Annotated in this window: 18 protein-coding genes and 4 pseudogenes; 10 read left to right on the forward strand and 12 right to left on the reverse strand. The window is 70.6% G+C overall.

The annotated features are described in order from the left end of the window. Positions 1-136: 136 nt before the first annotated feature. From ACZ411_RS00670 to ACZ411_RS00680, 3 genes are read left to right on the forward strand one after another with little or no spacing between them, the layout of a single operon-like run. Complete coding sequence (locus ACZ411_RS00670) at positions 137-583, forward strand: DUF3099 domain-containing protein (RefSeq protein WP_464167702.1); 447 nt, start codon at positions 137-139, stop codon at positions 581-583. Further along, entirely contained in the window at positions 580-834 is a 255-nt protein-coding gene (locus ACZ411_RS00675; protein WP_104289222.1) for a hypothetical protein, read from the forward strand. The genes ACZ411_RS00670 and ACZ411_RS00675 overlap by 4 nt, the downstream gene beginning before the upstream one ends. Then, positions 831-1,676: an SURF1 family cytochrome oxidase biogenesis protein gene (locus tag ACZ411_RS00680; protein ID WP_464167706.1), complete on the forward strand. Its 846-nt coding sequence runs from the start codon at positions 831-833 to the stop codon at positions 1,674-1,676. Before ACZ411_RS00675 ends, ACZ411_RS00680 begins: the two co-directional genes overlap by 4 nt. 59 nt (positions 1,677-1,735) lie before the next feature. Here ACZ411_RS00680 and ACZ411_RS00685 read toward each other — a convergent pair. From ACZ411_RS00685 to sufB, 6 genes and pseudogenes are all read right to left on the reverse strand, one after another. After that, a pseudogene (locus tag ACZ411_RS00685) lies at positions 1,736-3,332 on the reverse strand (ABC-F family ATP-binding cassette domain-containing protein). Positions 3,333-3,545: 213 nt separating this feature from the next. Next, positions 3,546-3,881 (reverse strand): metal-sulfur cluster assembly factor, encoded by a 336-nt coding sequence (locus ACZ411_RS00690; protein WP_043669540.1) that lies wholly within the window; start codon positions 3,879-3,881, stop codon positions 3,546-3,548. Then, positions 3,878-4,647: pseudogene (gene sufC / locus ACZ411_RS00695) on the reverse strand (Fe-S cluster assembly ATPase SufC). The gene ACZ411_RS00690 and the pseudogene sufC overlap by 4 nt, the downstream one beginning before the upstream one ends. A gap of 12 nt (positions 4,648-4,659) precedes the next feature. Then, the gene (locus ACZ411_RS00700; protein WP_045528105.1) at positions 4,660-4,980 is read right to left on the reverse strand and encodes a non-heme iron oxygenase ferredoxin subunit; all 321 of its coding nucleotides are present in this window, start codon (positions 4,978-4,980) and stop codon (positions 4,660-4,662) included. Then, a complete protein-coding gene (gene sufD, locus ACZ411_RS00705; RefSeq protein ID WP_464167714.1) occupies positions 4,977-6,200 on the reverse strand; it encodes a Fe-S cluster assembly protein SufD in 1,224 nt (407 codons plus the stop codon). The genes ACZ411_RS00700 and sufD overlap by 4 nt, the downstream gene beginning before the upstream one ends. Continuing rightward, positions 6,201-7,621: pseudogene (sufB, locus tag ACZ411_RS00710) on the reverse strand (Fe-S cluster assembly protein SufB). Between the two features lie 264 nt (positions 7,622-7,885). Here sufB and ACZ411_RS00715 point away from each other — a divergent pair. After that, entirely contained in the window at positions 7,886-8,896 is a 1,011-nt protein-coding gene (locus ACZ411_RS00715) for a COX15/CtaA family protein (protein WP_104289220.1), read from the forward strand. A 334-nt stretch (positions 8,897-9,230) separates the two neighbouring features. On the opposite strand, the gene ACZ411_RS00720 is transcribed toward ACZ411_RS00715, so the two are convergent. Further along, positions 9,231-10,151 carry a heme o synthase gene (locus tag ACZ411_RS00720; RefSeq protein ID WP_094115987.1) on the reverse strand — a complete coding sequence of 307 codons (921 nt, stop codon included), beginning with the start codon at positions 10,149-10,151 and terminating at the stop codon, positions 9,231-9,233. Positions 10,152-10,324: 173 nt separating this feature from the next. Here ACZ411_RS00720 and tkt point away from each other — a divergent pair, with 173 nt between their 5' ends. From tkt to pgl, 6 genes and pseudogenes are all read left to right on the forward strand, one after another. After that, positions 10,325-12,418 (forward strand): transketolase, encoded by a 2,094-nt coding sequence (gene tkt, locus ACZ411_RS00725; RefSeq protein WP_104344695.1) that lies wholly within the window; start codon positions 10,325-10,327, stop codon positions 12,416-12,418. Positions 12,419-12,552: 134 nt separating this feature from the next. Then, complete coding sequence (gene tal / locus ACZ411_RS00730; protein ID WP_104289218.1) at positions 12,553-13,668, forward strand: transaldolase; 1,116 nt, start codon at positions 12,553-12,555, stop codon at positions 13,666-13,668. Continuing rightward, on the forward strand, positions 13,665-15,260 hold the full coding sequence (locus tag ACZ411_RS00735) for a glucose-6-phosphate isomerase (protein WP_464167718.1): 1,596 nt from the start codon (positions 13,665-13,667) through the stop codon (positions 15,258-15,260). Before tal ends, ACZ411_RS00735 begins: the two co-directional genes overlap by 4 nt. A gap of 38 nt (positions 15,261-15,298) precedes the next feature. Then, positions 15,299-16,840, forward strand: a complete 1,542-nt coding sequence (gene zwf, locus ACZ411_RS00740) for a glucose-6-phosphate dehydrogenase (protein WP_464167720.1) — start codon at positions 15,299-15,301, stop codon at positions 16,838-16,840. Continuing rightward, positions 16,837-17,834: pseudogene (locus tag ACZ411_RS00745) on the forward strand (glucose-6-phosphate dehydrogenase assembly protein OpcA). The gene zwf and the pseudogene ACZ411_RS00745 overlap by 4 nt, the downstream one beginning before the upstream one ends. Then, on the forward strand, positions 17,831-18,601 hold the full coding sequence (pgl, locus tag ACZ411_RS00750) for a 6-phosphogluconolactonase (RefSeq protein ID WP_104289215.1): 771 nt from the start codon (positions 17,831-17,833) through the stop codon (positions 18,599-18,601). The pseudogene ACZ411_RS00745 and the gene pgl overlap by 4 nt, the downstream one beginning before the upstream one ends. Positions 18,602-18,771: 170 nt before the next feature. Here pgl and ACZ411_RS00755 read toward each other — a convergent pair whose 3' ends face one another. The 5 genes from ACZ411_RS00755 to gap all read right to left on the reverse strand — a co-directional run bounded on the left by ACZ411_RS00755 (position 18,772) and on the right by gap (position 22,571). Continuing rightward, the gene (locus ACZ411_RS00755; RefSeq protein ID WP_053774592.1) at positions 18,772-19,140 is read right to left on the reverse strand and encodes an RNA polymerase-binding protein RbpA; all 369 of its coding nucleotides are present in this window, start codon (positions 19,138-19,140) and stop codon (positions 18,772-18,774) included. A gap of 11 nt (positions 19,141-19,151) precedes the next feature. After that, positions 19,152-19,403: a preprotein translocase subunit SecG gene (gene secG, locus ACZ411_RS00760; RefSeq protein ID WP_012038429.1), complete on the reverse strand. Its 252-nt coding sequence runs from the start codon at positions 19,401-19,403 to the stop codon at positions 19,152-19,154. Positions 19,404-19,547: 144 nt separating this feature from the next. Further along, positions 19,548-20,339 carry a triose-phosphate isomerase gene (gene tpiA, locus ACZ411_RS00765; protein ID WP_464167794.1) on the reverse strand — a complete coding sequence of 264 codons (792 nt, stop codon included), beginning with the start codon at positions 20,337-20,339 and terminating at the stop codon, positions 19,548-19,550. A 3-nt stretch (positions 20,340-20,342) separates the two neighbouring features. Then, complete coding sequence (locus ACZ411_RS00770) at positions 20,343-21,557, reverse strand: phosphoglycerate kinase (RefSeq protein WP_464167780.1); 1,215 nt, start codon at positions 21,555-21,557, stop codon at positions 20,343-20,345. Positions 21,558-21,563: 6 nt separating this feature from the next. Further along, positions 21,564-22,571 carry a type I glyceraldehyde-3-phosphate dehydrogenase gene (gene gap / locus ACZ411_RS00775; RefSeq protein WP_043669585.1) on the reverse strand — a complete coding sequence of 336 codons (1,008 nt, stop codon included), beginning with the start codon at positions 22,569-22,571 and terminating at the stop codon, positions 21,564-21,566. Positions 22,572-22,639: the final 68 nt, after the last annotated feature.

The following is a 22,639-nucleotide window of genomic DNA, read 5'->3' on the forward strand; positions in this document are numbered from 1 at the left end:
CATGGCGTGCGGTGCTCATGGGGGTCTTCCCTTACGGCTCGACGGGGGCTTGCGGACTCGGACGAGCCTAGCGGTGGCGCGGCGTACCCTGGAGGGGATGGGGAGCGCGACGCTCCCCGAAGGACGCCATCCACGCATGCCAACAACGCAGCAGTCGGTCACCAGCCTCCCCCGGTCCCCCCAGGAGGATCGCCACGCCCGCATGGTGAAGTACACCATCGCCATGAGCATCCGCATGGTCTGCATCCTGTCCTGCCTCTTCCTGCAGGGCTGGTGGCTGGCCGTCGCCGCCATCGGCGCCATCGTCCTGCCGTACTTCGCCGTCATCCTCGCCAACGTGGGCGCCAACCAGGGCACCGCGGTGGAGCGGCCGGGCGGCGTCGTGGTCGTCTCGGCCCGCCACTCCGGCTTCCCGCCCACGGCGCCGACGTACACGCCCTCCGAGCCCTTCCGTGCGTCCGAGCCGTTCACGACGCCGGAGCCGTTCACCACGTACGAGACCGGGCGCGTGCCCGAGCCGCGTCCGTCCGACGGCCGACCCGCGACCGTGGGCGACGCGCCCGACACCCCGACCGGCGCGTGAGCGGGCTCGCCTCCTGGGGGCTCGGCGCCGCCGGTGCCGCGGACGTCGTCGAGTGCTCGCGCGCCGGCTGCCGCTCGGACGCCGGATGGCGCGTGGAGTGGCGGAATCCGCGCATCCACGCGGCCGACCGCGTGAAGACGTGGACGGCATGCGACGAGCACGTCGGCTTCCTCCGCGAGTTCCTCGCAGGACGGGACTTCCCCGTCCGTGTCGCCGCCATCGACTCTCCCGTCGAGGGGGCGATCGCGTGAACCGCTGGCGCTTCGTGCTCAATCGCCGCTGGGCCGGCTACCTCCTGGTGGCGGTCGTCTTCGCGATCGCCTGCGTGCTGCTCAGCCACTGGCAGTTCGCGCGCCGCGACGAGGCGCTGGCCGAGATCGCCAAGGTCGAGGACAACTGGGACAGCGCGCCCCTGCCCGTCGACCAGGTGCTGGGGGACACGGACGCGTACGTCGACACGCAGAAGTGGACGCCCGTCACCATGACGGGCACCTATCTGGTGGACGACCAGCTCCTGGCCCGGAACCGGCCGTTCAACGGCCAGCCGGGCTTCGAGGTCCTCACACCCCTGCGGCTCGATGATGGGCGGGTCTTCGTGGTCGACCGGGGATGGGTGCCCGTCGGCAACTCGCAGGACTCCCCGGACTCCGTGCCGGCACCGCCCGCGGGCGAGGTGACCGTCACGGCCCGGCTGAAGGCGGGCGAGCCGGAGCTCCCCGGGCGCTCCGCTCCCGAGGGGCAGATCGCGACGGTGCACCTGCCCGACATCGCGGAGCGCGTGGGGGCCCCGACGTTCACGGCCGCGTACGGGCTGCTGATCTCCGAGGATCCGGCACCCGCCGACGCGGCCCCGTTCGCGACGCCGCGTCCCACGGAGGACGAGGGCCCGCACCTCTCCTACGCCTTCCAGTGGATCGTCTTCGCGCTCATCGCGTTCGTGGGGCTGGGCGTCGCCGTCCGCAACGAGTACCGCATCATCAACGCCGACGATCCCGAGGAGCAGGACCGGGAGCGCGCGCGGCAGCTGAAGCGGGCGCGCAAGCAGCCGTCGGACGCCGACATCGAGGACCGCATCCTCGACGACGCGCATTGACAACACCCAGAACGGGCCGGGGGGTCCCGCTCGGTACCGGACGACGCGGTCCGCGGGCGTCAGGCCAGCTCGATGAGGTCCATGTAGTCCGGGCTCCAGTGGTCCTCGGTGCCGTCCGGCATGATGAGCACCCGCTCCGGATTCAGCGCCTCGACCGCGCCCGAGTCGTGGCTGACCAGGACCACCGCGCCCGATAGGTGTTGAGCGCACCGAGGATCTCCTCGCGGCTCGCGGGGTCCAGGTTGTTGGTGGGCTCGTCGAGCAGGAGCACGTTGGCGCCGGACACCACGATCATCGCCAGCGCCAGCCGCGTCTTCTCGCCGCCGGACAGCACCCCGGCGGGCTTGGCGGAGTCGTCGCCGGTGAAGAGGAACGAGCCGAGCACCCGCCGGGCCTCCATCTCGGAGATGTCCGGCGAGGAGGAGACCATGTTCTCCAGCACGCTGCGCTTCACGTCGATGGTCTCGTGCTCCTGCGCGTAGTAGCCGACCCGGAGACCGTGGCCGGGCTCGAGGCGCCCGGTGTCGGGCTGGTCGACGCCCGCGAGGATCCGCAGCAGGGTCGTCTTGCCCGCGCCGTTGAGCCCGAGGATCACGACCTTGCTGCCGCGGTCGATCGCGAGGTCCACGGCCGTGAAGATCTCGAGCGAGCCGTAGTTCTTGCTGAGGTCGCTCGCCATGAGCGGGGTGCGTCCGCACGCCACCGGCTCGGGGAAGCGCAGCTTCGCCACGCGGTCGACCGCGCGCACCTCCTCGAGGCCCGACAGCATCTTCTCCGCGCGCCGCACCATCTGGTGGGCGGCCGCCGCCTTCGACGCCTTGGCGCCGAACTTCGCGGCCTGCAGCTGGAGGACACCCGCCTTCTTCTCGACGTTGACGCGCTCCTTCTTGCGGCGCTCCTCGTCGGCGGCGCGCTGACGCTGGTAGTGCTTCCAGCCCATGTTGTAGATGTCGATGACCATGCGGTTCGCATCGAGGTAGAAGACGCGGTTCACGGTGTCGCCGACGAGCTCCACGTCGTGGCTGATCACGATGAGGCCGCCCTGGTAGCCCTTGAGGAACTCGCGGAGCCAGGTGACGCTGTCGGCGTCGAGGTGGTTGGTGGGCTCGTCGAGGAGCATCGTGTCGGCCCCCGAGAAGAGGATGCGCGCGAGCTCGATGCGGCGGCGCTGACCGCCGGAGAGGGTGCTGAGCGGCTGGTCGAGGATGCGGTCGGGCAGGCTGAGGTTGCTCGCGATGGACGCGGCCTCCGCCTCGGCCGCGTACCCGCCGAGGGCGACGAAGCGCTCCTCCAGGCGGCCGTAGTCCTTCATCGCCTTCGCCGAGACCTTCTCGTCGGTCGACGCCATGTCGAGCATCGCGCGCTGCATGTCGATCGAGAGCGTCCCGAGCCCGCGGGCGTCGAGGATGCGCGTGCGCGCCAGGTCCTCGGGGTTGCCGGAGCGCGGGTCCTGCGGGAGGTAGCCGATCTCGCCGGAGCGGTCGATGCGGCCGCCCGTGGGCTGGCCCTCCCCGGCGAGGATCTTCGTGAGCGTGGTCTTGCCGGCGCCGTTGCGGCCGACGAGCCCGATCTTGTCCCCGGGCTCACCCGGAACGAGACGTCCTCCATGAGGACGCGGGCGCCGACGCGCAGCTCCAGTTCGTGTACAGCGAGCACGGTGAGGGGTCCTTCTGATCAGCGGATGTCCCACGGTCCGTGGGAGGAGGGCGACCCGCAGCAGAGGGGGTCGAGCCCGGTCGGTCGCAGGGCGTCCATCGGACCCGACCGGTCCAGTGTACGAGACGGCGGCCCACGGGCTTCCCGCGTCGGGCTCGCACGCGACGACGGCCCCACCCGAGGGTGGGGCCGTCGTCGGCCGAGCGGTGCGGATCAGATGGAGAAGCCGAGGGCCCGCATCATGTCGCGGCCGTCGTCGGTGATCCGCTCCGGACCCCACGGCGGCATCCACACCCAGTTGATGCGGAACGCGGCGACGACGCCGTCGAGCGCCTCCGCCGTCTGCTCCTCGAGCACGTCGGTCAGCGGGCAGCCCGCCGACGTCAGCGTCATGTGGATGATGAGGGCGTCGTTCTCGTCGTCCCACGCGAGGTCGTAGATGAGGCCCAGGTCCACCACGTTGATCCCGAGCTCGGGATCCATGACGTCCTTGAGCGCCTCCTCGACCTCGTCGAACTTCTGCGGGGTGAGGGTGCTCTGCGTGCTCACGCGGTCACCGTGGTGGAGGGCGTCAGGAAGCGGTCGTAGCCCTCCTCCTCGAGGCGGTCGGCCAGCTCGCGGCCACCCTGCTCCGCGACGCGCCCGGCGACGAACACGTGGACGAAGTCGGGCTGGATGTAGCGGAGGATGCGCGTGTAGTGCGTGATGAGCAGGAGCCCGAGGCCCGTGTTCGCCTTCGCGCGGTTGACGCCCTCGGACACGATCTTGAGTGCGTCGACGTCGAGGCCGGAGTCGGTCTCGTCGAGCACGGCGAACTTGGGCTTCAGCAGCTCGAGCTGCAGGACCTCGTTGCGCTTCTTCTCGCCGCCGGAGAAGCCCTCGTTGACGTTGCGCTCCGCGAACGCCGGGTCCATCTTGAGCGCCGCCATGGAGGTGCGGACGTCCTTGATCCAGCCGCGGATGGCCGGCGCCTCGCCGTCGATCGCGGTCTTGGCCGTGCGCAGGAAGTTGGTCGTGGTGACGCCGGGGATCTCGACCGGGTACTGCATGGCGAGGAAGAGGCCCGCGCGGGCCGCTCGTCCACCGTCATGTCGAGGACCTCGACTCCGTCGAGCGTCACCGAGCCGGAGTCGACGTGGTACTTGGGGTGGCCTGCGATGGAGTACGCCAGCGTGGACTTGCCCGAGCCGTTGGGGCCCATGATCGCGTGGATCTCGCCCTCGTTGATCGTGAGGTCGACGCCCTTGAGGATCTGCTTGCGGCCCTGCTCGGTGTCGACGCTGACGTGCAGGTCGGAGATGGTGAGTGTTGACATCGGTGCGTTCCTCTAGCTCTTCGGGGTGGTGTCGATGTGGATGTCGCCGTCCACGATGGACACGGGGTAGACGGGGACGGGCTCGTAGGCCGGCAGAGTGCGCGGCTTGCCCGTCTCCAGGGAGAACTTGGACCCGTGGGCCCAGCACTCCAGGGTGTCGCCCTCGACGAAGCCCTCGGCCAGCGAGATGTCGCCGTGCGTGCAGGTGTCGCCGATGGCGTGCACCGTGCCCGAGGAGTCCTTGACGAGCGCGATGGCCAGGCCCTCGATCTCGATGCGGAGCGCCTCGTTCTCGCCGAGCTCGTCGACGGCGCAGATGCGGACCGCGGTCATCGTGCGACCGACCCGGTGCTCGCGCCGGGGCCCGTGGATGCGGAGAGCTCCGCCTCGATGGCGGACTGCAGCCGCTCCTCGAGCTCGGGGACGCCGATCTGCTGGACGATCTCGCTCAGGAAGCCGCGCACGACGAGGCGGCGCGCCTCCTCCTCCGTGATCCCGCGGGCCTGCAGGTAGAACAGCTGCTCGTCGTCGAACCGGCCCGTGGCGCTCGCGTGCCCGGCACCGGCGATGTCGCCGGTCTCGATCTCGAGGTTCGGCACCGAGTCGGCGCGCGTGCCGTCCGTGAGGACCAGGTTGCGGTTCTGCTCGTAGCTGTCCGTGCCCGGGGCGGAGCGCCGGATGAGGACGTCGCCGATCCAGACCGTGCGCGCGCCGGCGCCCTGGAGGGCGCCCTTGTAGGTGACCCGGCTGCGGGTGTTGGGCGCGTCGTGGTCCACGTACACCTGCTGCTCGAGGTGCTGGCCCGCGTCGGCGAAGTAGACGCCGAGCAGCTCGCCGTCGGCGCCCTCGTTCGAGAGGTGCGCGGAGGGGTTGACCCGCACGATGGACCCGCCGAGCGTCACCACCACGTGCTTGAGCTTCGCGTCGCGGCCGACGACGGCCTGGTGCGCGGCCAGGTGGCGGGCCTCGTCGTCCCACTGCTGGACGGTGACGACGGTCAGCTCCGCCTGGTCGCCCACGACGATCTCGACGTTCTCGGCGAGCGACGCGGATCCGGCGTTGTCGAGGATGACGACGCCGCGGCTGAAGGGCGCGGCCGTGATGAGGGTGTGCGCGGCGCGCGGAGCCGAGCCCAGCTCGGAGCGGCTGACCGTGACGGTGACGCGCTCCTCCCCCGTGACCTCGATGGCCAGCGCCTCGCCGAACGACGACCAGGCGTTCGCCTGGGCGCGGTCCTCGGGTGCGCCGGCGGTGCCGATGCGCGCGTCGTCCCGGGCGATCCAGGACACCGAGGTGCCCTCGGCATCGCTGTGGGCGACGGGGTAGCGCGCGCCGTCGAGCTCACCGGAGATGAGGTCGTCGAGCCGGCGGACGGGCGTCAGCTTCCAGACGGCCTCGCGGCCGGTCACGGCGTCGAACGCCTCGACGTCGGTGGAGGTGAAGCGCTCGGAGCGGGTCTGGATGGGGATGACGCCCCACCCCCCGTCGGTGTGCGCGCGGGCGCCGTTGCCGGTGGGGGCGACGGCTTCTGTGGTGGCGAGTGGGGTCGTCATCTAGCCGACGGATCCTTCCATGCCCATCTCGATGAGCTTGTTGAGTTCGAGCGCGTACTCCATGGGGAGCTCGCGGGCGATGGGCTCGATGAAGCCGCGGACGATCATGGCCATGGCCTCGTCCTCGGGCATGCCCCGGCTCATCAGGTAGAACAGCTGCTCCTCGCTGACGCGCGAGACCGTGGCCTCGTGCCCGAGCTGGACGTCGTCCACGCGGATGTCGATGGCGGGGTACGTGTCGGAGCGGGAGATGGTGTCGACCAGCAGCGCGTCGCAGCGGACCGTGTTGGCGGAGTGGTGCGCCGCCGCGTCCACGCGGATCTCGCCGCGGTAGCCGGCGCGGCCGCCGCCGCGCGCGATCGACTTGGAGACGATCGACGACTGCGTGTACGGCGCCATGTGCACCATCTTCGCGCCGGCGTCCTGGTGCTGGCCGGGGCCCGCGAAGGCGACCGAGAGGGTCTCGCCCTTGGCGCGCTCGCCCATGAGGTAGATGGAGGGGTACTTCATCGTGACCTTGGACCCGATGTTGCCGTCGATCCACTCCATGGTCGCGCCCTCGGCCGCCGTCGCGCGCTTGGTGACGAGGTTGTAGACGTTGTTCGACCAGTTCTGGATCGTCGTGTAGCGGACGCGGGCGTCCTTCTTCACGATGATCTCGACCACGGCGGAGTGCAGCGAGTCGGACTTATAGATGGGTGCGGTGCAGCCCTCGATGTAGTGGACGTAGCTGCCCTCGTCCGCGATGATCAGCGTCCGCTCGAACTGGCCCATGTTCTCGGTGTTGATGCGGAAGTACGCCTGCAGCGGGATCTCGACGTGGACGCCCTTGGGCACGTACACGAACGATCCGCCCGACCACACGGCCGTGTTCAGCGCGGCGAACTTGTTGGTCGCCCGCGGGGATGACGGTGCCGAAGTACTCCCTGAACAGCTCCGGGTGCTCGCGCAGCGCCGTGTCGGTGTCCATGAAGATCGACGCCCTGGTCCTCGAGGTCCTTCTGGATCGAGTGGAAGACGACCTCCGACTCGTACTGGGCCGCGACGCCGGAGACGAGGCGCTGGCGCTCCGCCTCGGGGATGCCGAGACGCTCGTACGTGTTCTTGATGTCGTCCGGCAGATCCTCCCACGTCTGGGCCTGCTTCTCCGTGGAGCGCACGAAGTACTTGATGTTGTCGAAGTCGATGCCCGAGAGGTCGGCGCCCCAGGTCGGCATGGGCTTGCGGCCGAACAGCTCGTAGCCCTTCATGCGGTTGGCGAGCATCCACTCCGGCTCGCTCTTGCGACGGGAGATGTCGGCGACGACCTCGGGCGAGATGCCCCGCTTGGCGGAGGCGCCGGCGACGTCCGAGTCGGACCAGCCGAACTCGTACTGCCCCAGGCTCTCGAGCTCGGGTCGGTCGATGAGCACATCTGACATGGCTACCTGCTTTCCTGACGATCTGGGCGTATCAGCGCCGTATCGGCATGCCCCCCGCACGGCGACGCCGCTTCGGTGACGGGGGAAGACTGTGGGTGTCCGGGATGCGGCGGCTTCACGCCTCGCACCCCTCTTAGGATGAACACGAACGCGGGTGGACTTGTTCCCGCCGTCCTCGCTGACGTGCCGGATGCTGCAAGACCCGACGTGTTCCATGAACCACCCGATTCTACGGGCAATCGCAGCGGGCGCGGAAGGCAGGCAGTGACTCACGGCACCGATGCGGGGCAGTCTCCCAGTGGGAGCGTGCTAGGTCAGACCCTCATGGTCGGGAGGCGGCTGCGCGAGCGGCTGCCGGACGGGATCACGCGGACGACCCGCTTCCTCGTCTGGACGACGCTGGTGGTGCAGACGCTCGTCGTCGGCACCGGCGGGCTCGTCCGGTTGACGGGCTCCGGCCTCGGCTGCCCGACATGGCCGAGGTGCACCGCGGACTCCTTCGTCTCGACGCCGGAGATGGGCGTCCACGGCATCATCGAGTTCGGCAACCGCCTGCTGACGTTCCTCCTGGTCATCGTCGCGATCGCCACGTTCCTCGCGGTGCTGCGGCTGCGGAACCGGGGTCGCGGGCTCTTCTCGCTCGCCTTGGCCATCGGCCTCGGCATCCCCGCGCAGGGGGTCATCGGCGGCATCACGGTGCTCACGGGCCTCAACCCCTACATCGTGGGCCTCCACTTCGTCGTGTCCGTGGTGCTCGTGGTGCTCTCGACCGTGCTGGTGTGGCGCACCTACCACCCCCTCGACGAGGCGGAGCGCTCGGTGCCGGCCTCCTACCTGGCGCTGGCCCGGGTCACCGCCGTCGTGGTGGGCATCACGATCCTCGTCGGCATCGTCGTGACGGGATCCGGGCCGCACGCCGGCGACCAGGGCGCGGCCCGCAACGGCCTCGACCCCGAGCTCCTGCAGCACGTGCACAGCTGGCCCGCCTACGCGACCTTCGGCCTCACCGTCGTCCTCGTGGTCGTCGCCGCGCGCAACCGCTGGGCGGCCGTGTCGCGGTGGACGCGGGTGCTGCTCGCCGTCGAGCTCGTGCAGATCGCTGTGGGCCTCATCCAGGCGCGCACGGGTCTCCCGGAGTTCCTGGTGGGGCTGCACATGGTGCTGGCGTGCCTCCTCGCCTCGGCGATGACGGCGACGCTCCTCAGCACGACCCGCCGCGCGGACACCCTGCGGCTCACCCCGGCGGAGGTCCGGCGCTCCGCGCACGTCGGCTGACCACCCCGCCTGTCTGCCTGCCTGCCGACGCCCGCCCGAGCACCGCTCGCGGCGGGCGTCGTCGTCCGCGCCGGCCGCGACGATCGCGTCCAGGAGACGAGGGTGCTGAGCCGCCGGCACCCGGTCGCGGAGGACAGCGCCCGTCGACCGACCACGAGGACGCGTCCGGCCGGGTGCTGCCCGGCAGGCCGTCACGGAAGGGGCGAGACCGCCGTGCATGACAGGGCCTCCCGTACTCCCCATGCGGGAGCACGGCGCCGACCGCGAGCCGTCCGGTCGGAGGCTCCCCTGTCGTGGATCGGGGCGGGGACGGGGGCCCAGCCCCCGTGGCGGCTCAGAAGGGGAGCAGCGGGTCGATCCCGACCGCGAGGAACAGCAGCGACAGGTACGAGATGGACGCGTGGAAGACGCGCATGGGCTTGATCTGCTCGTGGCGCACCGCGAGGTCGTAGAGGCGGTGCGTCTCGTAGACGAACCAGCCGCCGCCTGCGAGCGCCGCGACCGTGTAGACGAGCCCCATCCCCGCGACGGGGATGAGCAGGAGCGAGCAGGCCAGCGTCGCCCACGCGTAGAGGATGGTCTGCAGGCCTACCGCGGCGCGGCCGCGGACGACGGCGAGCATGGGCACGTTGACCGAGGCGTAGTCGTCGCGGTACTTCATGGACAGCGGCCAGTAGTGCGGCGGCGTCCAGAGGAACACGATCATGAACAGGATGACCGGGGCCCAGGAGATGTCGCCGGTGACCGCGGCCCAGCCGATGAGCACGGGCATGCAGCCGGCGGCCCCGCCCCAGACGATGTTCTGCGGCGTGCGGCGCTTCAGCCAGAGCGTGTAGACGAACACGTAGAAGAGGATCGCGGCGAGCGAGAGCGCGGCGGCGAGCCAGTTGGAGATCACGCCCAGCCAGACGATGCTGGCGACGCCGATGATCCAGGCGAAGACGAGCGCCTCGCGGTCCGTCAGCTCCCCCGTCACGAGGGGCCGGCGCTGCGTGCGCTTCATGACGCGGTCGATGTCGCGGTCGATGTAGCAGTTGAACGCGTTGGCGCTGCCGGCGCTCAGGGAGCCGCCGACGAGGACGCCGAGGATCAGCCAGGGGTTCGGCCACCCGCCCTGGGCGAGGATCATGACGGGCGCCGTCGTCACGAGCAGCAGCTCGATGACGCGCGGCTTCGTCAGTGCGACGTACGCCTTGGTCTTCCTCGCCAGCCCGATCGTCTCCCGATCGACCCGACTCTGCACCGCAACGTTCATCGCACCTCTAACTCGCCGGACATTCCCTCCCCATGGTAGGCCACGGCACCTCCGAGCCGAGCCGCGCGAGGCTCGTCCGGGCGCGGCCGGAACACCGTAGGCCCGAAGGGTGTTCCCTATACTGATAGGCGGTCCGGCTGGGCCTCCCCCATCTTCAGAAGGGCTAGAACCAAGTGGCAGCATTGCAATGGGACCCCATCGACAGCAAGGCGGTCGACACCGCACGGATCCTCGCCGCGGACGCGGTCGAGAAGGTCGGAAACGGTCACCCCGGCACCGCCATGAGCCTCGCCCCCGCGGCCTACCTCCTGTTCCAGAAGGTCATGCGCCGCGATCCCTCCGACAGCACCTGGATCGGTCGCGACCGCTTCATCCTCTCGGTGGGCCACAGCTCGCTCACGCAGTACACGCAGTTCTTCCTCGGCGGCTACGGCCTCGAGATCGAGGACCTCCAGGCGCTCCGCACGTGGGACTCCAAGACCCCCGGCCACCCGGAGTACGGCCACACCGACGGCGTCGAGATCACCACCGGCCCCCTCGGCCAGGGCCTCGCGTCCTCCGTCGGGTTCGCCTACGCCGCCCGCTTCGAGCGCGGCCTGTTCGACCCCGAGGCCCCGGTCGGCGAGAGCCCCTTCGACCACTTCGTCTACGTGATCGCGGGCGACGGCGACATGCAGGAGGGGATCACCTCCGAGGCCTCGTCCCTCGCCGGCCACCAGGAGCTCGGCAACCTCATCGCGATCTACGACAGCAACCAGATCTCCATCGAGGACGACACCGACATCGCGTTCACCGAGGACGTGGCCGCGCGCTACGAGTCCTACGGCTGGCACGTGCAGCACGTCGACTGGAAGAGGTCCGGCGAGTACGTCGAGGACGTCCAGGAGCTGTTCGACGCCGTCGAGGCCGCCAAGGCCGAGACGCGGAAGCCCTCGCTGATCATCCTGAAGACCATCATCGGCTGGCCCTCCCCCAAGAAGCAGAACTCCGGCAAGATCCACGGCTCCGCCCTCGGCGCCGAGGAGCTCGCGGCGGTCAAGGAGATCGTCGGCTTCGACCCCGAGAAGTCGTTCGAGGTGCCGGACGGCGTCCTCGAGCACACCCGCCAGGCCGTCGAGCGCGGCCAGGAGCAGCACCGCGAGTGGGACGAGAAGCTCGCCGCATGGGCTGAGGCGAACCCCGAGCGGAAGACCCTCCTCGACCGCGTCCTCGCAGGCGACGCACCCGAGGGCCTCGACGCGGCGCTCCCCGTCTTCCCGGCGGGCAAGGACGTCTCGACGCGCGCCGCGTCCGGCAAGGTCATCAACGCCATCGCCGAGGTCATGCCCGAGCTGTGGGGCGGCTCGGCCGACCTCGCCGAGTCGAACAACACGACCATCGAGTCGGCGCCGTCCTTCGTGCCCGCCGAGCGCTCCACCGACATGTGGAAGGGCGACCCCTACGGCCGCGTCCTCCACTTCGGCATCCGCGAGCACGCCATGGGCGCGATCCTCAACGGCATCGTCCTCCACGGCAACACGCGCCCCTTCGGCGGCACGTTCCTCATCTTCAGCGACTACATGCGTCCGGCGGTCCGTCTCGCCGCGCTCATGAAGGCGCCGTCGATCTTCGTCTGGACGCACGACTCGGTCGCCCTCGGCGGCGATGGGCCGACCCACCAGCCGGTGGAGCAGCTCGCCAGCCTCCGCGCCATCCCGGGCCTCGACGTCATCCGCCCCGCGGACGCCAACGAGACCGCGCAGGCGTGGAAGACGATCCTCACGCGCCGCATGGGTCCCGCGGGCATCGCGCTCTCGCGCCAGAACCTCCCGGTCCTGGAGCGCGGCGCGGGCGACGCCACCGCGACCGAGTTCGCCTCGGCCGCCGGCGTCGCGAAGGGCGCCTACATCCTGGCCGACACCGAGGGCACGCCCGACGTGATCCTCATCGCCACGGGCTCCGAGGTGCAGTTCGCCGTCGAGGCCCGCGAGGCCCTCGCCGGCGAGGGCGTCCAGGCCCGCGTCGTCAGCGCCCCGAGCCTCGAGTGGTTCGAGGAGCAGGACGCCGCCTACAAGGAGCACGTCCTCCCCGAGGCGGTCGCCGCGCGCGTCTCCGTCGAGGCGGGCATCTCGCTCTCCTGGAAGCAGTACGTCGGGCACCACGGACGCAGCATCTCGATCGAGCACTTCGGCGCCAGCGCCGAGTACGAGGTCCTGTACCGCGAGTTCGGCATCACCACGGAGGCCGTCGTGAAGGCCGCCCAGGAGTCCATCGCCTCCCTCGCGTAGCTGACGAGGAGCGGGGCGGCCGAGCTGCTCCGCTCCCCGCCGGACCCCCGGCCGGTCCGCCGGCCGGGACCCGGGAGGGGAGCGCATCGCGCGCCCCTCCCCCCGAACCTCACAACCAGCATGAAGAAGGCGACATGACCGACACCACTTCCCCCACCGCCCAGCTCTCCGCCGCGGGCGTCAGCATCTGGCTCGACGACCTGTCCCGCGAGCGCATCGATGCCAAGGGCATCGAGAAGGTGATCGCCGAGCGCGACGTCGTCGGCATCACGACGAACCCCACCATCTTCGCGTCGGCCCTCGCCAAGGGCGAGGCGTACGACGCCCAGGTCCGCGAGCTCGCGGCCGACGGCGCCGACGTCGACCGCGCGGTCTTCGAGATCACCACCCGCGACGTCGGCGAGGCCGCGCGCATCTTCCGCCCCGTCTACGACCGCACCGCCGGCTTCGACGGCCGCGTCTCCATCGAGGTCTCCCCCGACTTCGCGAACGACACGCAGGCGACCATCGACGAGGCGCACAAGCTCTGGGACCGGATCGCCGAGCCGAACGTCATGATCAAGATCCCCGCGACCCGTGAGGGCCTCGAGGCCATCACCGAGGTCATCGGCGCCGGCATCAGCGTCAACGTGACCCTGATCTTCTCGCTCGAGCGCTACCGCGAGGTTATCAACGCGTACCTCACCGGCCTCGAGAAGGCCAAGGCGGCCGGCATCGACCTGTCGACCATCCACTCGGTCGCCTCCTTCTTCGTGTCGCGCGTCGACACCGAGATCGACAAGCGCCTCGACGCGCTGGGCACCGACGAGGCGACCGCGCTGAAGAGCAAGGCCGGCGTCGCCAACGCGCAGCTCGCCTACCAGGCCTTCGAGCAGTCCTTCGCGTCCGAGCGGGCCCAGGGCCTCCTCGGCGCCGGCGCCAACAAGCAGCGTCCGCTGTGGGCGTCCACCGGCGTCAAGAGCCCCGACCTGCCCGACACGCTGTACGTCACGCAGCTCGTCGCCGCGGACGTCGTCAACACGATGCCGGAGAAGACGCTCGACGCGACCTTCGACCACGGTGTCATCGAGGGCGACACGATCACCGGCTCCTACGACGACGCGAACGACGTCCTGAACCGCGTCGACGCACTCGGCATCTCCTACAAGGAGGTCACCGAGCTCCTCGAGGAGGAGGGCGTCGCGAAGTTCAAGGTGTCGTGGAGCGAGCTCATCGAGACCGTCACCAACGCCCTGGACGGCGCCAAGTGAGCGTCCGCATCGCGCTGAGCGGAGCGGCGGCCACCGCCGTCGAGACCCACGTCCCCGCGCTCGTCGAGGCGCACGTCGCCTCCGGCATCACCGGGCTCGACGGCACCCTCTGGGGAGCCGACGCCGAGTCCGAGGCCACGAAGCGCCTCGGCTGGACGCAGGCGGTCGCCGTCTCGCGTCCGCTCGTCGCCGAGATCACGGCGCTCCGCGAGGAGCTCCGCGGCCAGGGCGTCGACCACATCGTCCTCGGCGGCATGGGCGGCTCGTCGCTGGCGCCCGAGGTCATCACGCGCACCGCGGGCGTCGAGCTCACGGTCCTCGACTCGACCGACCCGGGGCAGGTGCTCGCCGCCCTCGGCGACCGGCTCGCCACGACGGCCGTCGTCATCTCCTCCAAGTCGGGCTCGACGCTCGAGACGGACAGCCAGAAGCGCGTGTACGAGAGGTCGTTCCGCGAGGCGGGCATCGATCCCACCGGGCGCATCGTCATCGTCACCGACCCGGGATCCCCCCTCGACGAGTCCGCTCGCGCCGACGGATACCGCGTGTTCAACGCCGACCCCGACGTGGGTGGACGCTACAGCGCGCTGACCGCGTTCGGCCTCGTGCCGTCCGGCCTCGCCGGCGCCGACATCGGGGGCCTCCTCGACGAGGCGGAGGCGGCGTCCGCGCAGCTCGCCGTCGACGACGTGTCGAACCCGGGCCTCGTGCTCGGCGCAGCCATCGCCGGCACCTCGCCCCTGAAGGACAAGCTCGGCATCGTCTCCGACGGCACGCACATCGTCGGCTTCGGCGACTGGGTCGAGCAGCTCATCGCGGAGTCGACCGGCAAGCTCGGCACGGGCCTCCTGCCCGTCGTGCTTCCGACCGACGCGCCCGAGCTCGGCCTCGACCTCGCCGACCTGCAGATCGCGCGGCTCGTCGCCGACGTCGACGCGCACGAGGCCGCCGAGGGCGAGATCGTCATCAGCGGCACGCTCGGCGCGCAGATCCTCACGTGGGAGTACGCCGTCGCCGTCGCGGGCCGCCTGCTGGAGATCAACCCCTTCGACCAGCCTGACGTGGAGGCCGCCAAGGTCGCCGCGCGCGGCCTGCTCGACGACCGTCCCGCCCCCGAGGCGCCCGTCGTCACGACGGACGGCATCGAGGTCCGCGGCACGTCCGACGTCACCGAGGGCGCGACCGACGTGTCGTCCGCCATCGACGCCCTGCTCGCGCACGTCGGCCCCACGGGCTACGTCGCCGTGCAGGCGTTCGTCGACCGCCTCGCGCTCCCCGAGCTCGAGCGCCTCCGCGACGCCGTCGCCCGCAAGGCCGGCCGTCCGGTGACGTTCGGCTGGGGCCCGCGCTTCCTGCACTCCACGGGGCAGTTCCACAAGGGCGGCACCCCCGTCGGCGTGTTCCTGCAGATCACCGCGGACGCGGCCGAGGACCTCGCGATCCCCGACCGCCCCTTCACCTTCGGCGAGCTCATCCAGGCCCAGGCCGCCGGCGACGCCACCGTGCTCGCCGAGCACGGCCGTCCGGTCCTGCGCCTGAACCTGACCGACCCCACCACGGACGCCCGGGCCCTGCTCTCGACGCTCGAATGACCGCATCGCCGGATCCGTCCGGCAGATCGAGGAGTTACATGTCGCCGGTGGATATCACCCCGGAATTCAATCCCCTGCGGATCCCGTCGGATCGTCGACTGAACCGCATCGCAGGGCCCAGCAGCCTCATCATCTTCGGCGTCACGGGCGACCTGTCGCGCAAGAAGCTGATGCCGGCCGTCTACGACCTGGCCAACCGGGGGCTCCTGCCCCCGGGCTTCGCGCTCATCGGCTTCGCCCGGAGGGACTGGGAGGACCAGGACTTCGAGCAGGTCGTGTACGAGGCCGTGAAGCAGTACTCGCGCACCAAGTTCGACGAGGACGTGTGGCGTCAGCTTGCGCAGGGCATCCGCTTCGTGCAGGGCACCTTCGACGACGACGAGGCGTTCCAGACGCTGAAGGAGATCACGGAGGAGCTCGACCGCGAGCGGGGCACGATGGGCAACCACGCGTTCTACCTGTCGATCCCGCCGAAGTCCTTCCCGCTGGTCACCGAACAGCTGCGCCGCTCGGGTCTCGCGGAGCAGAAGGAGGGCCACTGGCGACGCGTCGTCATCGAGAAGCCCTTCGGGAGCGACCTGAAGACCGCGCGCGAGCTGAACGCGGTCGTCGAGACGGTCTTCCCGCCGGACTCCGTGTTCCGCATCGACCACTACCTGGGCAAGGAGACGGTCCAGAACATCCTGGCGCTGCGCTTCGCGAACCAGCTCTACGAGCCCCTGTGGAACGCCAACTACGTGGACCACGTGCAGATCACGATGGCCGAGGACATCGGGGTGGGCGGCCGTGCCGGCTACTACGACGGCATCGGGGCGGCTCGCGACGTCATCCAGAACCACCTCCTGCAGCTCCTCGCCCTCACGGCCATGGAGGAGCCCGTCGCGTTCGACGCGTCGAGCCTCCGGGACGAGAAGGAGAAGGTGCTGTCCGCGGTGCGCCTGCCCAAGGACCTGTCCACCGCCACGGCCCGCGGGCAGTACGCCGGCGGCTGGCAGGGCGGCGAGGAGGTCGTGGGCTTCCTCGACGAGGACGGCATGGACCCCGAGTCCCTGACGGAGACCTACGCGGCGATGCGGCTCGACATCAACACCCGCCGCTGGTCGGGCGTGCCGTTCTACCTGCGTGCGGGCAAGCGCCTCGGTCGCCGCGTGACGGAGATCGCGGTCGTGTTCAAGCGCGCACCGCAGAACCTGTTCGCGGAGGACCAGACGTCGGCCCTCGGCCAGAACGCGCTCGTCATCCGCGTGCAGCCCGACGAGGGCGTCACCATCCGCTTCGGCTCCAAGGTGCCGGGGGCGGGGATGCAGGTGCGCGACGTGACCATGGACTTCGGCTACGGCCACGCCTTCACGGAGGCGAGCCCGGAGGCGTACGAGCGGCTCATCCTGGACGTGCTCCTCGGCGACCCGCCCCTCTTCCCCCGCCACCAGGAGGTCGAGCTGAGCTGGAAGATCCTGGACCCCATCGAAGAATTCTGGTGCACGCAGGGCCAGCCCGAGCAGTACCGACCGGGCACCTGGGGGCCGGCCTCGGCCGACGAGCTCCTCGCCCGCGACGGACGGACCTGGAGGCGGCCATGAGAGTCGATCTGCCGAACACCACCACCGCGAAGATCTCGAAGGCGCTCGTCAAGATCCGCGAGGAGGGCGGTGCCGTCGCCCTCGGCCGCGTCCTGACGCTCGTGATCTCCACCTCGCTCGGCAGCGAGGAGGAGGCCATCGAGGCCGCCAACGACGCATCGCGCGAGCACCCCATGCGCGTCATCGTCATCTCGACCGAGCGCGGCGCGGCAGCGGAGACGACCACCGAGTCGGCCCGCGTGGACGCCGAGATCCGCGTGGGTGGCGACGCCGGCGCGAGCGAGGTCGTCGTGCTCCGCGTGTACGGCGCGGCCGCCGAGGACGAGGAGAGCCTGGTCACGGGCCTCCTCCTCCCCGACGCGCCCGTCGTCGCCTGGTGGCCGCACGACGCCCCCGCGGTCGTCAGCCAGTCGCCGCTCGGCCGCATCGCGCAGCGCCGCATCACCGACTCGTCGACGAGCAGCAACCCGCGCGTCGCCCTGCAGCACCTGGCGGAGACCTACGCGCCCGGGGACACGGACTTCGCGTGGACGCGGCTCACGCTGTGGCGCGCGCTGCTCGCCGCGGTCCTCGACCAGCCGCCGTACGAGCCCGTCACCCAGGTGGAGGTGTCCGGCGCCGCCGACTCCCCCTCCACCGTCCTGCTCGCCGCGTGGCTCGGACTGCAGCTCCAGGTGCCGGTCCTGCACGAGGTCACCACCCGGGCCACCGGCTCGAGCGGCATCCACGGCGTGCGGCTCCACCGCGCGTCGGGCGTGATCGACCTCGACCGGCCGATCGCGAACGTCGCGACGCTGAAGCAGCCGAACCAGCCGACGCACGATGTGAGCCTCCCCGCCGGAGCCTCCGCGACTGCCTGGCCGAGGAGCTCCGGCGCCTCGACCCCGACTCCCTCTACGGGGACGTGATCCGTCACGGCCTCGAGCGGGCGACGGCGGGCCAGGGATACATCACCGCGTCCACCACCGCACGGAAGGACTCCGAAGAGCGATGACGAACGACCGCAGGGTGCTCGTGCACCCCGACAAGAAGGCCATGACCGGCTCCGTCGCCGCCCGCTTCCTCACGAAGCTCGTCGACATCCTGGATGAGGAGGAGACGGCCAACGTCGTCCTCACCGGGGGGACGGTGGGCCCGAGCATCCTCGCGGCCGTCAACGAGTCCGCGGCGCGCGACAGCGTCGACTGGACCCGCGTCCACTTCTGGTTCGGCGACGAGCGGTGGCTCCCCCACGGCGACCCCGAGCGCAACGACACCACGGTGCGCACGGCTCTGCTCGACCACATCGACGTCCCCGCCGAGAACGTCCACGCCATGGGCGCGAGCGACGCGGGGATGAGCCTCGACGAGGCGGTGCAGGCCTACACGGCGGAGCTCGCCGAGCACGCCAACGGCGACACGTCGCTGCCCCGCTTCGACATCACGTTCCTCGGCGTCGGGCCGGACGGGCACGTCGCGTCGCTCTTCCCGGACAGCGACGGCATCCGCACGATGGACACCGCCGTGGTCGCCGTGCGCAACAGCCCGAAGCCGCCTGCCGAGCGCATCTCGCTCACGCTGCCGGTCCTGAACTCCTCGCTGCGCATCTGGATGGTCCTCGCCGGGCCCGACAAGGCGTTCGCGCTGGGCCTCGCCCTCGCGGGTGCCGATCGCACCGAGGTGCCGGTCGCCGGGATCAAGGGCCGCAAGCGCACGGTCTTCTTCATCGACCGGGAGGCCGCCGCGGACGTGCCGGAGAACCTGATGCTGTCGTCCTACTGACGCACGACGCCGGCGCGTGCCGGACGACGGAGGGCGGGTCCTGAGGGGCCCGCCCTCCGTCGTCCCGGGGGCAGGTCCGACCGGCGGCACGTCGAACCTGCACCATACGAGGAACGCCCCCGTCCAATCGGACGGGGGCGTTCCTCGTGGCGTCTTGCTGACGCGTGCTGCTACTTCGTGGCCTTGACCGTCCCGCGACGCGCGCGGAGCTGCTCCAACGCCTCCTCGAGGAGCTGGCTCGCCTCCTCCTCGCTGCGGCGCTCCTTCACGTACGCGAGGTGCGTCTTGTAGGGCTCGAGCTTGGCGACCGACGGCGGGTTCGCCTTGTCGCGACCGGCCGGCAGACCCGACTGCGGGGAGTCGATGGTCTCGGGGATCTCCTCCTCGGGCAGGTTCGCCGCGAAGTGGCGGACGGTCTCGTTGCCGAGGGCGTCCCAGTACGAGATCGAGATGCGCTCCGCGTGGAAGCCGCGGTCCTGCTCGCCCATGGGGCCCGCGCCGACGCGCGAACCGCGGATGGCGCTTCCTCCTGATGCCATGTGGCTGCTCCCTACAATCCGGTGTCGAACTTGGTGATCAGCCCGAGGACCACGATGCACGTGACCCAGACGAGGCCGAGGATGACGGTGATGCGGTTCAGGTTGCGCTCGGCCACGCCCGACGAGCCGAGGCTCGACGTCGTGCCGCCCCCGAACATGTCGGACAGACCGCCGCCCCGCCCCTTGTGCAGGAGGATGAGCATGGTCAGCAGGAGGCTGGTGATTCCCAGAACCACCTGCAGGACTACCTGGAGGATTTCCACGTGCGGCCTTTCGGGTGCGCGGTGCTGTGGCCGAGACCGAGCCGGTGAACGGCCGATGGGCCGTTGTCGATTATAGCGGGCGGCTGGATGCGGCGAGCCGTCCGCGCCCGGAGGGGCGCGGACGGCTCGGAGCGGGTGAGCGGATCAGACGCCGATGTGCGAGCGGAACCGCGCGATGGCGGAGAACTCCTGCACGTCGAGGCTCGCGCCGCCGACGAGCGCGCCGTCCACGTCCGGCTCGCGGAGGAAGCCCGCGATGTTGCCGGACTTGACCGAGCCGCCGTAGAGGATGCGCGTCGCCTTCGCGGCCTCGTCGCCCAGGATCTCGGCGACGACCGCGCGGAGCGGAGCCGCCACCTGCTGCGCCTGCTCGGGGGTCGCGGCGACGCCGGACCCGATGGCCCACACGGGCTCGTAGGCGACGACGACGTCGGCGCCCTTCTCGAGCCCCTGCAGAGCGACGCGCAGCTGGGCCACGGGGACGGCGCTGGCGCCGTGCTCCTCGAGGTCGGCCGCGGTCTCGCCCACGCAGATCACGGGGACGATGCCGTGCGCGACGGCCGCCTTCGACTTGGCGGCCACCTGCTCGTCGGTCTCCCCGTGCAGCGTGCGTCGCTCCGAGTGGCCGACGATCACGTAGCGGCAGGCGAGCTGCGCCAGGAACGCCGCGGAGATCTCCCCCGTGTACGCGCCCGACTCGTGCTCCGAGACGTCCTGCCCGCCGTAGGCGATCTCCAGCTTGTCCGCCGACACGAGCGTCTGCACGCTGCGGATGTCGGTGGCCGGCGGGAACACCGCGACCTCCGCCTCCGCGTAGTCGTGCTTCGCGTCCTTGAGGCTCCAGGCGAGCTTCTGCACGAAGGCGATGGCCTGGAGGTGGTCCAGGTTCATCTTCCAGTTGCCCGCGATGAGGGGCGTGCGCCCCGCCGGGGTGATCCGTCACTGCCATCCGAGGACCTCCAGTCCTGGCAGGCGCTTCCCCTCGAGGAACTCGAGGCTCGCGCCGCCTCCGGTCGAGATGTGACCGAAGCGGTCATCATCGAATCCGAGCGCTCGGACGGCGGCGGCGCTGTCGCCGCCTCCGACCACGGACAGCCCCTCGACGCGGGTGAGCGCGTCGGCGACCGTCTTCGTGCCGGCCGCGAACGGCTCCAGCTCGAAGACGCCCATGGGCCCGTTCCAGAACACCGTGGTCGAGCCGCGGATGATGGTGGCGAACGCCTCGGCGGTCTCGGGGCCGATGTCGAGCCCGAGCCCCTTCCCGCCCGCGGGCGTCTGCTCGATGGCGTCCGCACGCGTGACCTCGTGCGCGGCGTCGGCGGAGAACCCGTCGGCGACCACCACGTCGGTGGGGAGCACGATCTTGACGCCGCGCTCCTCCGCCTCGGCCAGGTAGCCCTTGACGGTCTCGACCTGGTCCTCCTCGAGGAGGCTGGATCCGACCGCATGGCCCTGCGCCTTGAGGAAGGTGAAGAGCATCCCGCCGCCGATGAGCAGCGAGTCGACGCGCGGCAGGAGGTGGCCGATGACGCCGAGCTTGTCGGACACCTTGGAGCCGCCGAGGACGACCGTGTAGGGCCGCTCCGGGTTCTCCGTCAGGCGGTCCAGCACCTCGAGCTCGCTCGCGATGAGCGATCCGGCGGCGCTGGGGAGGACGGAGGCCAGCTCGAACACGCTGGCCTGCTTGCGGTGGACGACACCGAAGCCGTCGGACACGAACGCGTCCCCCAGCTCGGCGATCGACTCCGCGAAGCCGCGGCGGACGGACTCGTCCTTGCTCGTCTCCTCCGCATGGAAGCGCAGGTTCTCGAGCACGACGACATCGCCGTCGCCGAGCGCGCCGACGGCGGCGCGGGCGGAGTCGCCCACGGTGTCCGTCGCGAACGCGACGTCGGCGTCGAGCAGCTCGCCGAGGCGCGTCGCGACGGGCCGCAGGGTGTACTTCTCATCCGGCGTGCCGTCGGGCCGGCCCAGGTGCGAGATCACGACGACGCGCGCGCCGGCCTCGCGGAGACCCGTGAGGGTCCCCAGCGAGGCGCGGATGCGCCCGTCGTCTCCGATCACGCCGTCCTTAAGGGGGACGTTGAGGTCGCAGCGCACGATGACGCGACGACCCCGGAGGTCCCCCAGGGAGTCGATGGTGCGGAGTGCCACGGCCGGTTACAGGCGATCGGCGACGTACTCGGTGAGGTCGACGAGGCGGTTGGAGTAGCCCCACTCGTTGTCGTACCACGACGCGACCTTGACCTGCGAGCCGATGACCTTCGTGAGGCCGGCGTCGAAGATGGAGGAGTGCGGGTCGTTCACGATGTCGCTCGAGACGATCGGGTCCTCGGTGTACTTGAGGATGCCCTTGAGCGGGCCCTCGGCTGCAGCCTTGTAGGCGGCGTTGACCTGCTCGACCGTGACGTTGGCCGTGGTCTCGATGGTGAGGTCGGTGATCGAGCCGGTGGGCACGGGCACGCGAAGGGCGTAGCCGTCGAGCTTGCCGACGAGCTCCGGGATCACGAGGCCGAGCGCCTTGGCGGCACCCGTCGACGTGGGGATGATGTTGACCGCGGCGGCGCGCGCGCGACGGAGGTCGCTGTGCGGGCCGTCCTGCAGGTTCTGGTCGGCGGTGTAGGCGTGGACCGTCGTCATGAGGCCGCGCTCGATGCCGAACTCGTCGAGGAAGACCTTGGCGAGGGGCGCGAGGCAGTTCGTGGTGCAGGACGCGTTGGAGATCACGTCGTGGGTGGCGGGGTCGTAGGTGCCCTCGTTGACGCCGAGGACGAGCGTCGCGACGTTGTCGCCCGTGGCGGGCGCGGAGACGAGGACCTTCTTGGCGCCGGCGGTGATGTGCTTGCGCGCGTCCTCCGCCTTCGTGAAGCGGCCCGTGGACTCGATGACGATCTCGACGCCCAGCTCGCCCCAGGGGAGGTTGGCGGGGTCGCGCTCCTCGAGCACGCGGATCGCCTTGCCGTTGACGACGATGTTGTCGCCGTCGAGCTCGACCGTCGCGTCGAGGCGGCCGGTGATGGAGTCGTACTTGAGCAGGTGAGCGAGGGCCTTGTTGTCGGTGAGGTCGTTCACCGCGACGATCTCGATGTCGCTGCCCTTGGCGAGCGCTGCGCGGAAGTAGTTGCGGCCGATGCGGCCGAAGCCGTTGATGCCGATCTTGACGGTCACGTGTTCTCCTGATGTTCTGCACGCTCGGGGGCGGCGGTGGGTGATGGAGGTTCGGGTGCGGGAGTCCT

The sequence above is a fragment of the Clavibacter sp. AC415 genome (genome assembly GCF_979252985.1).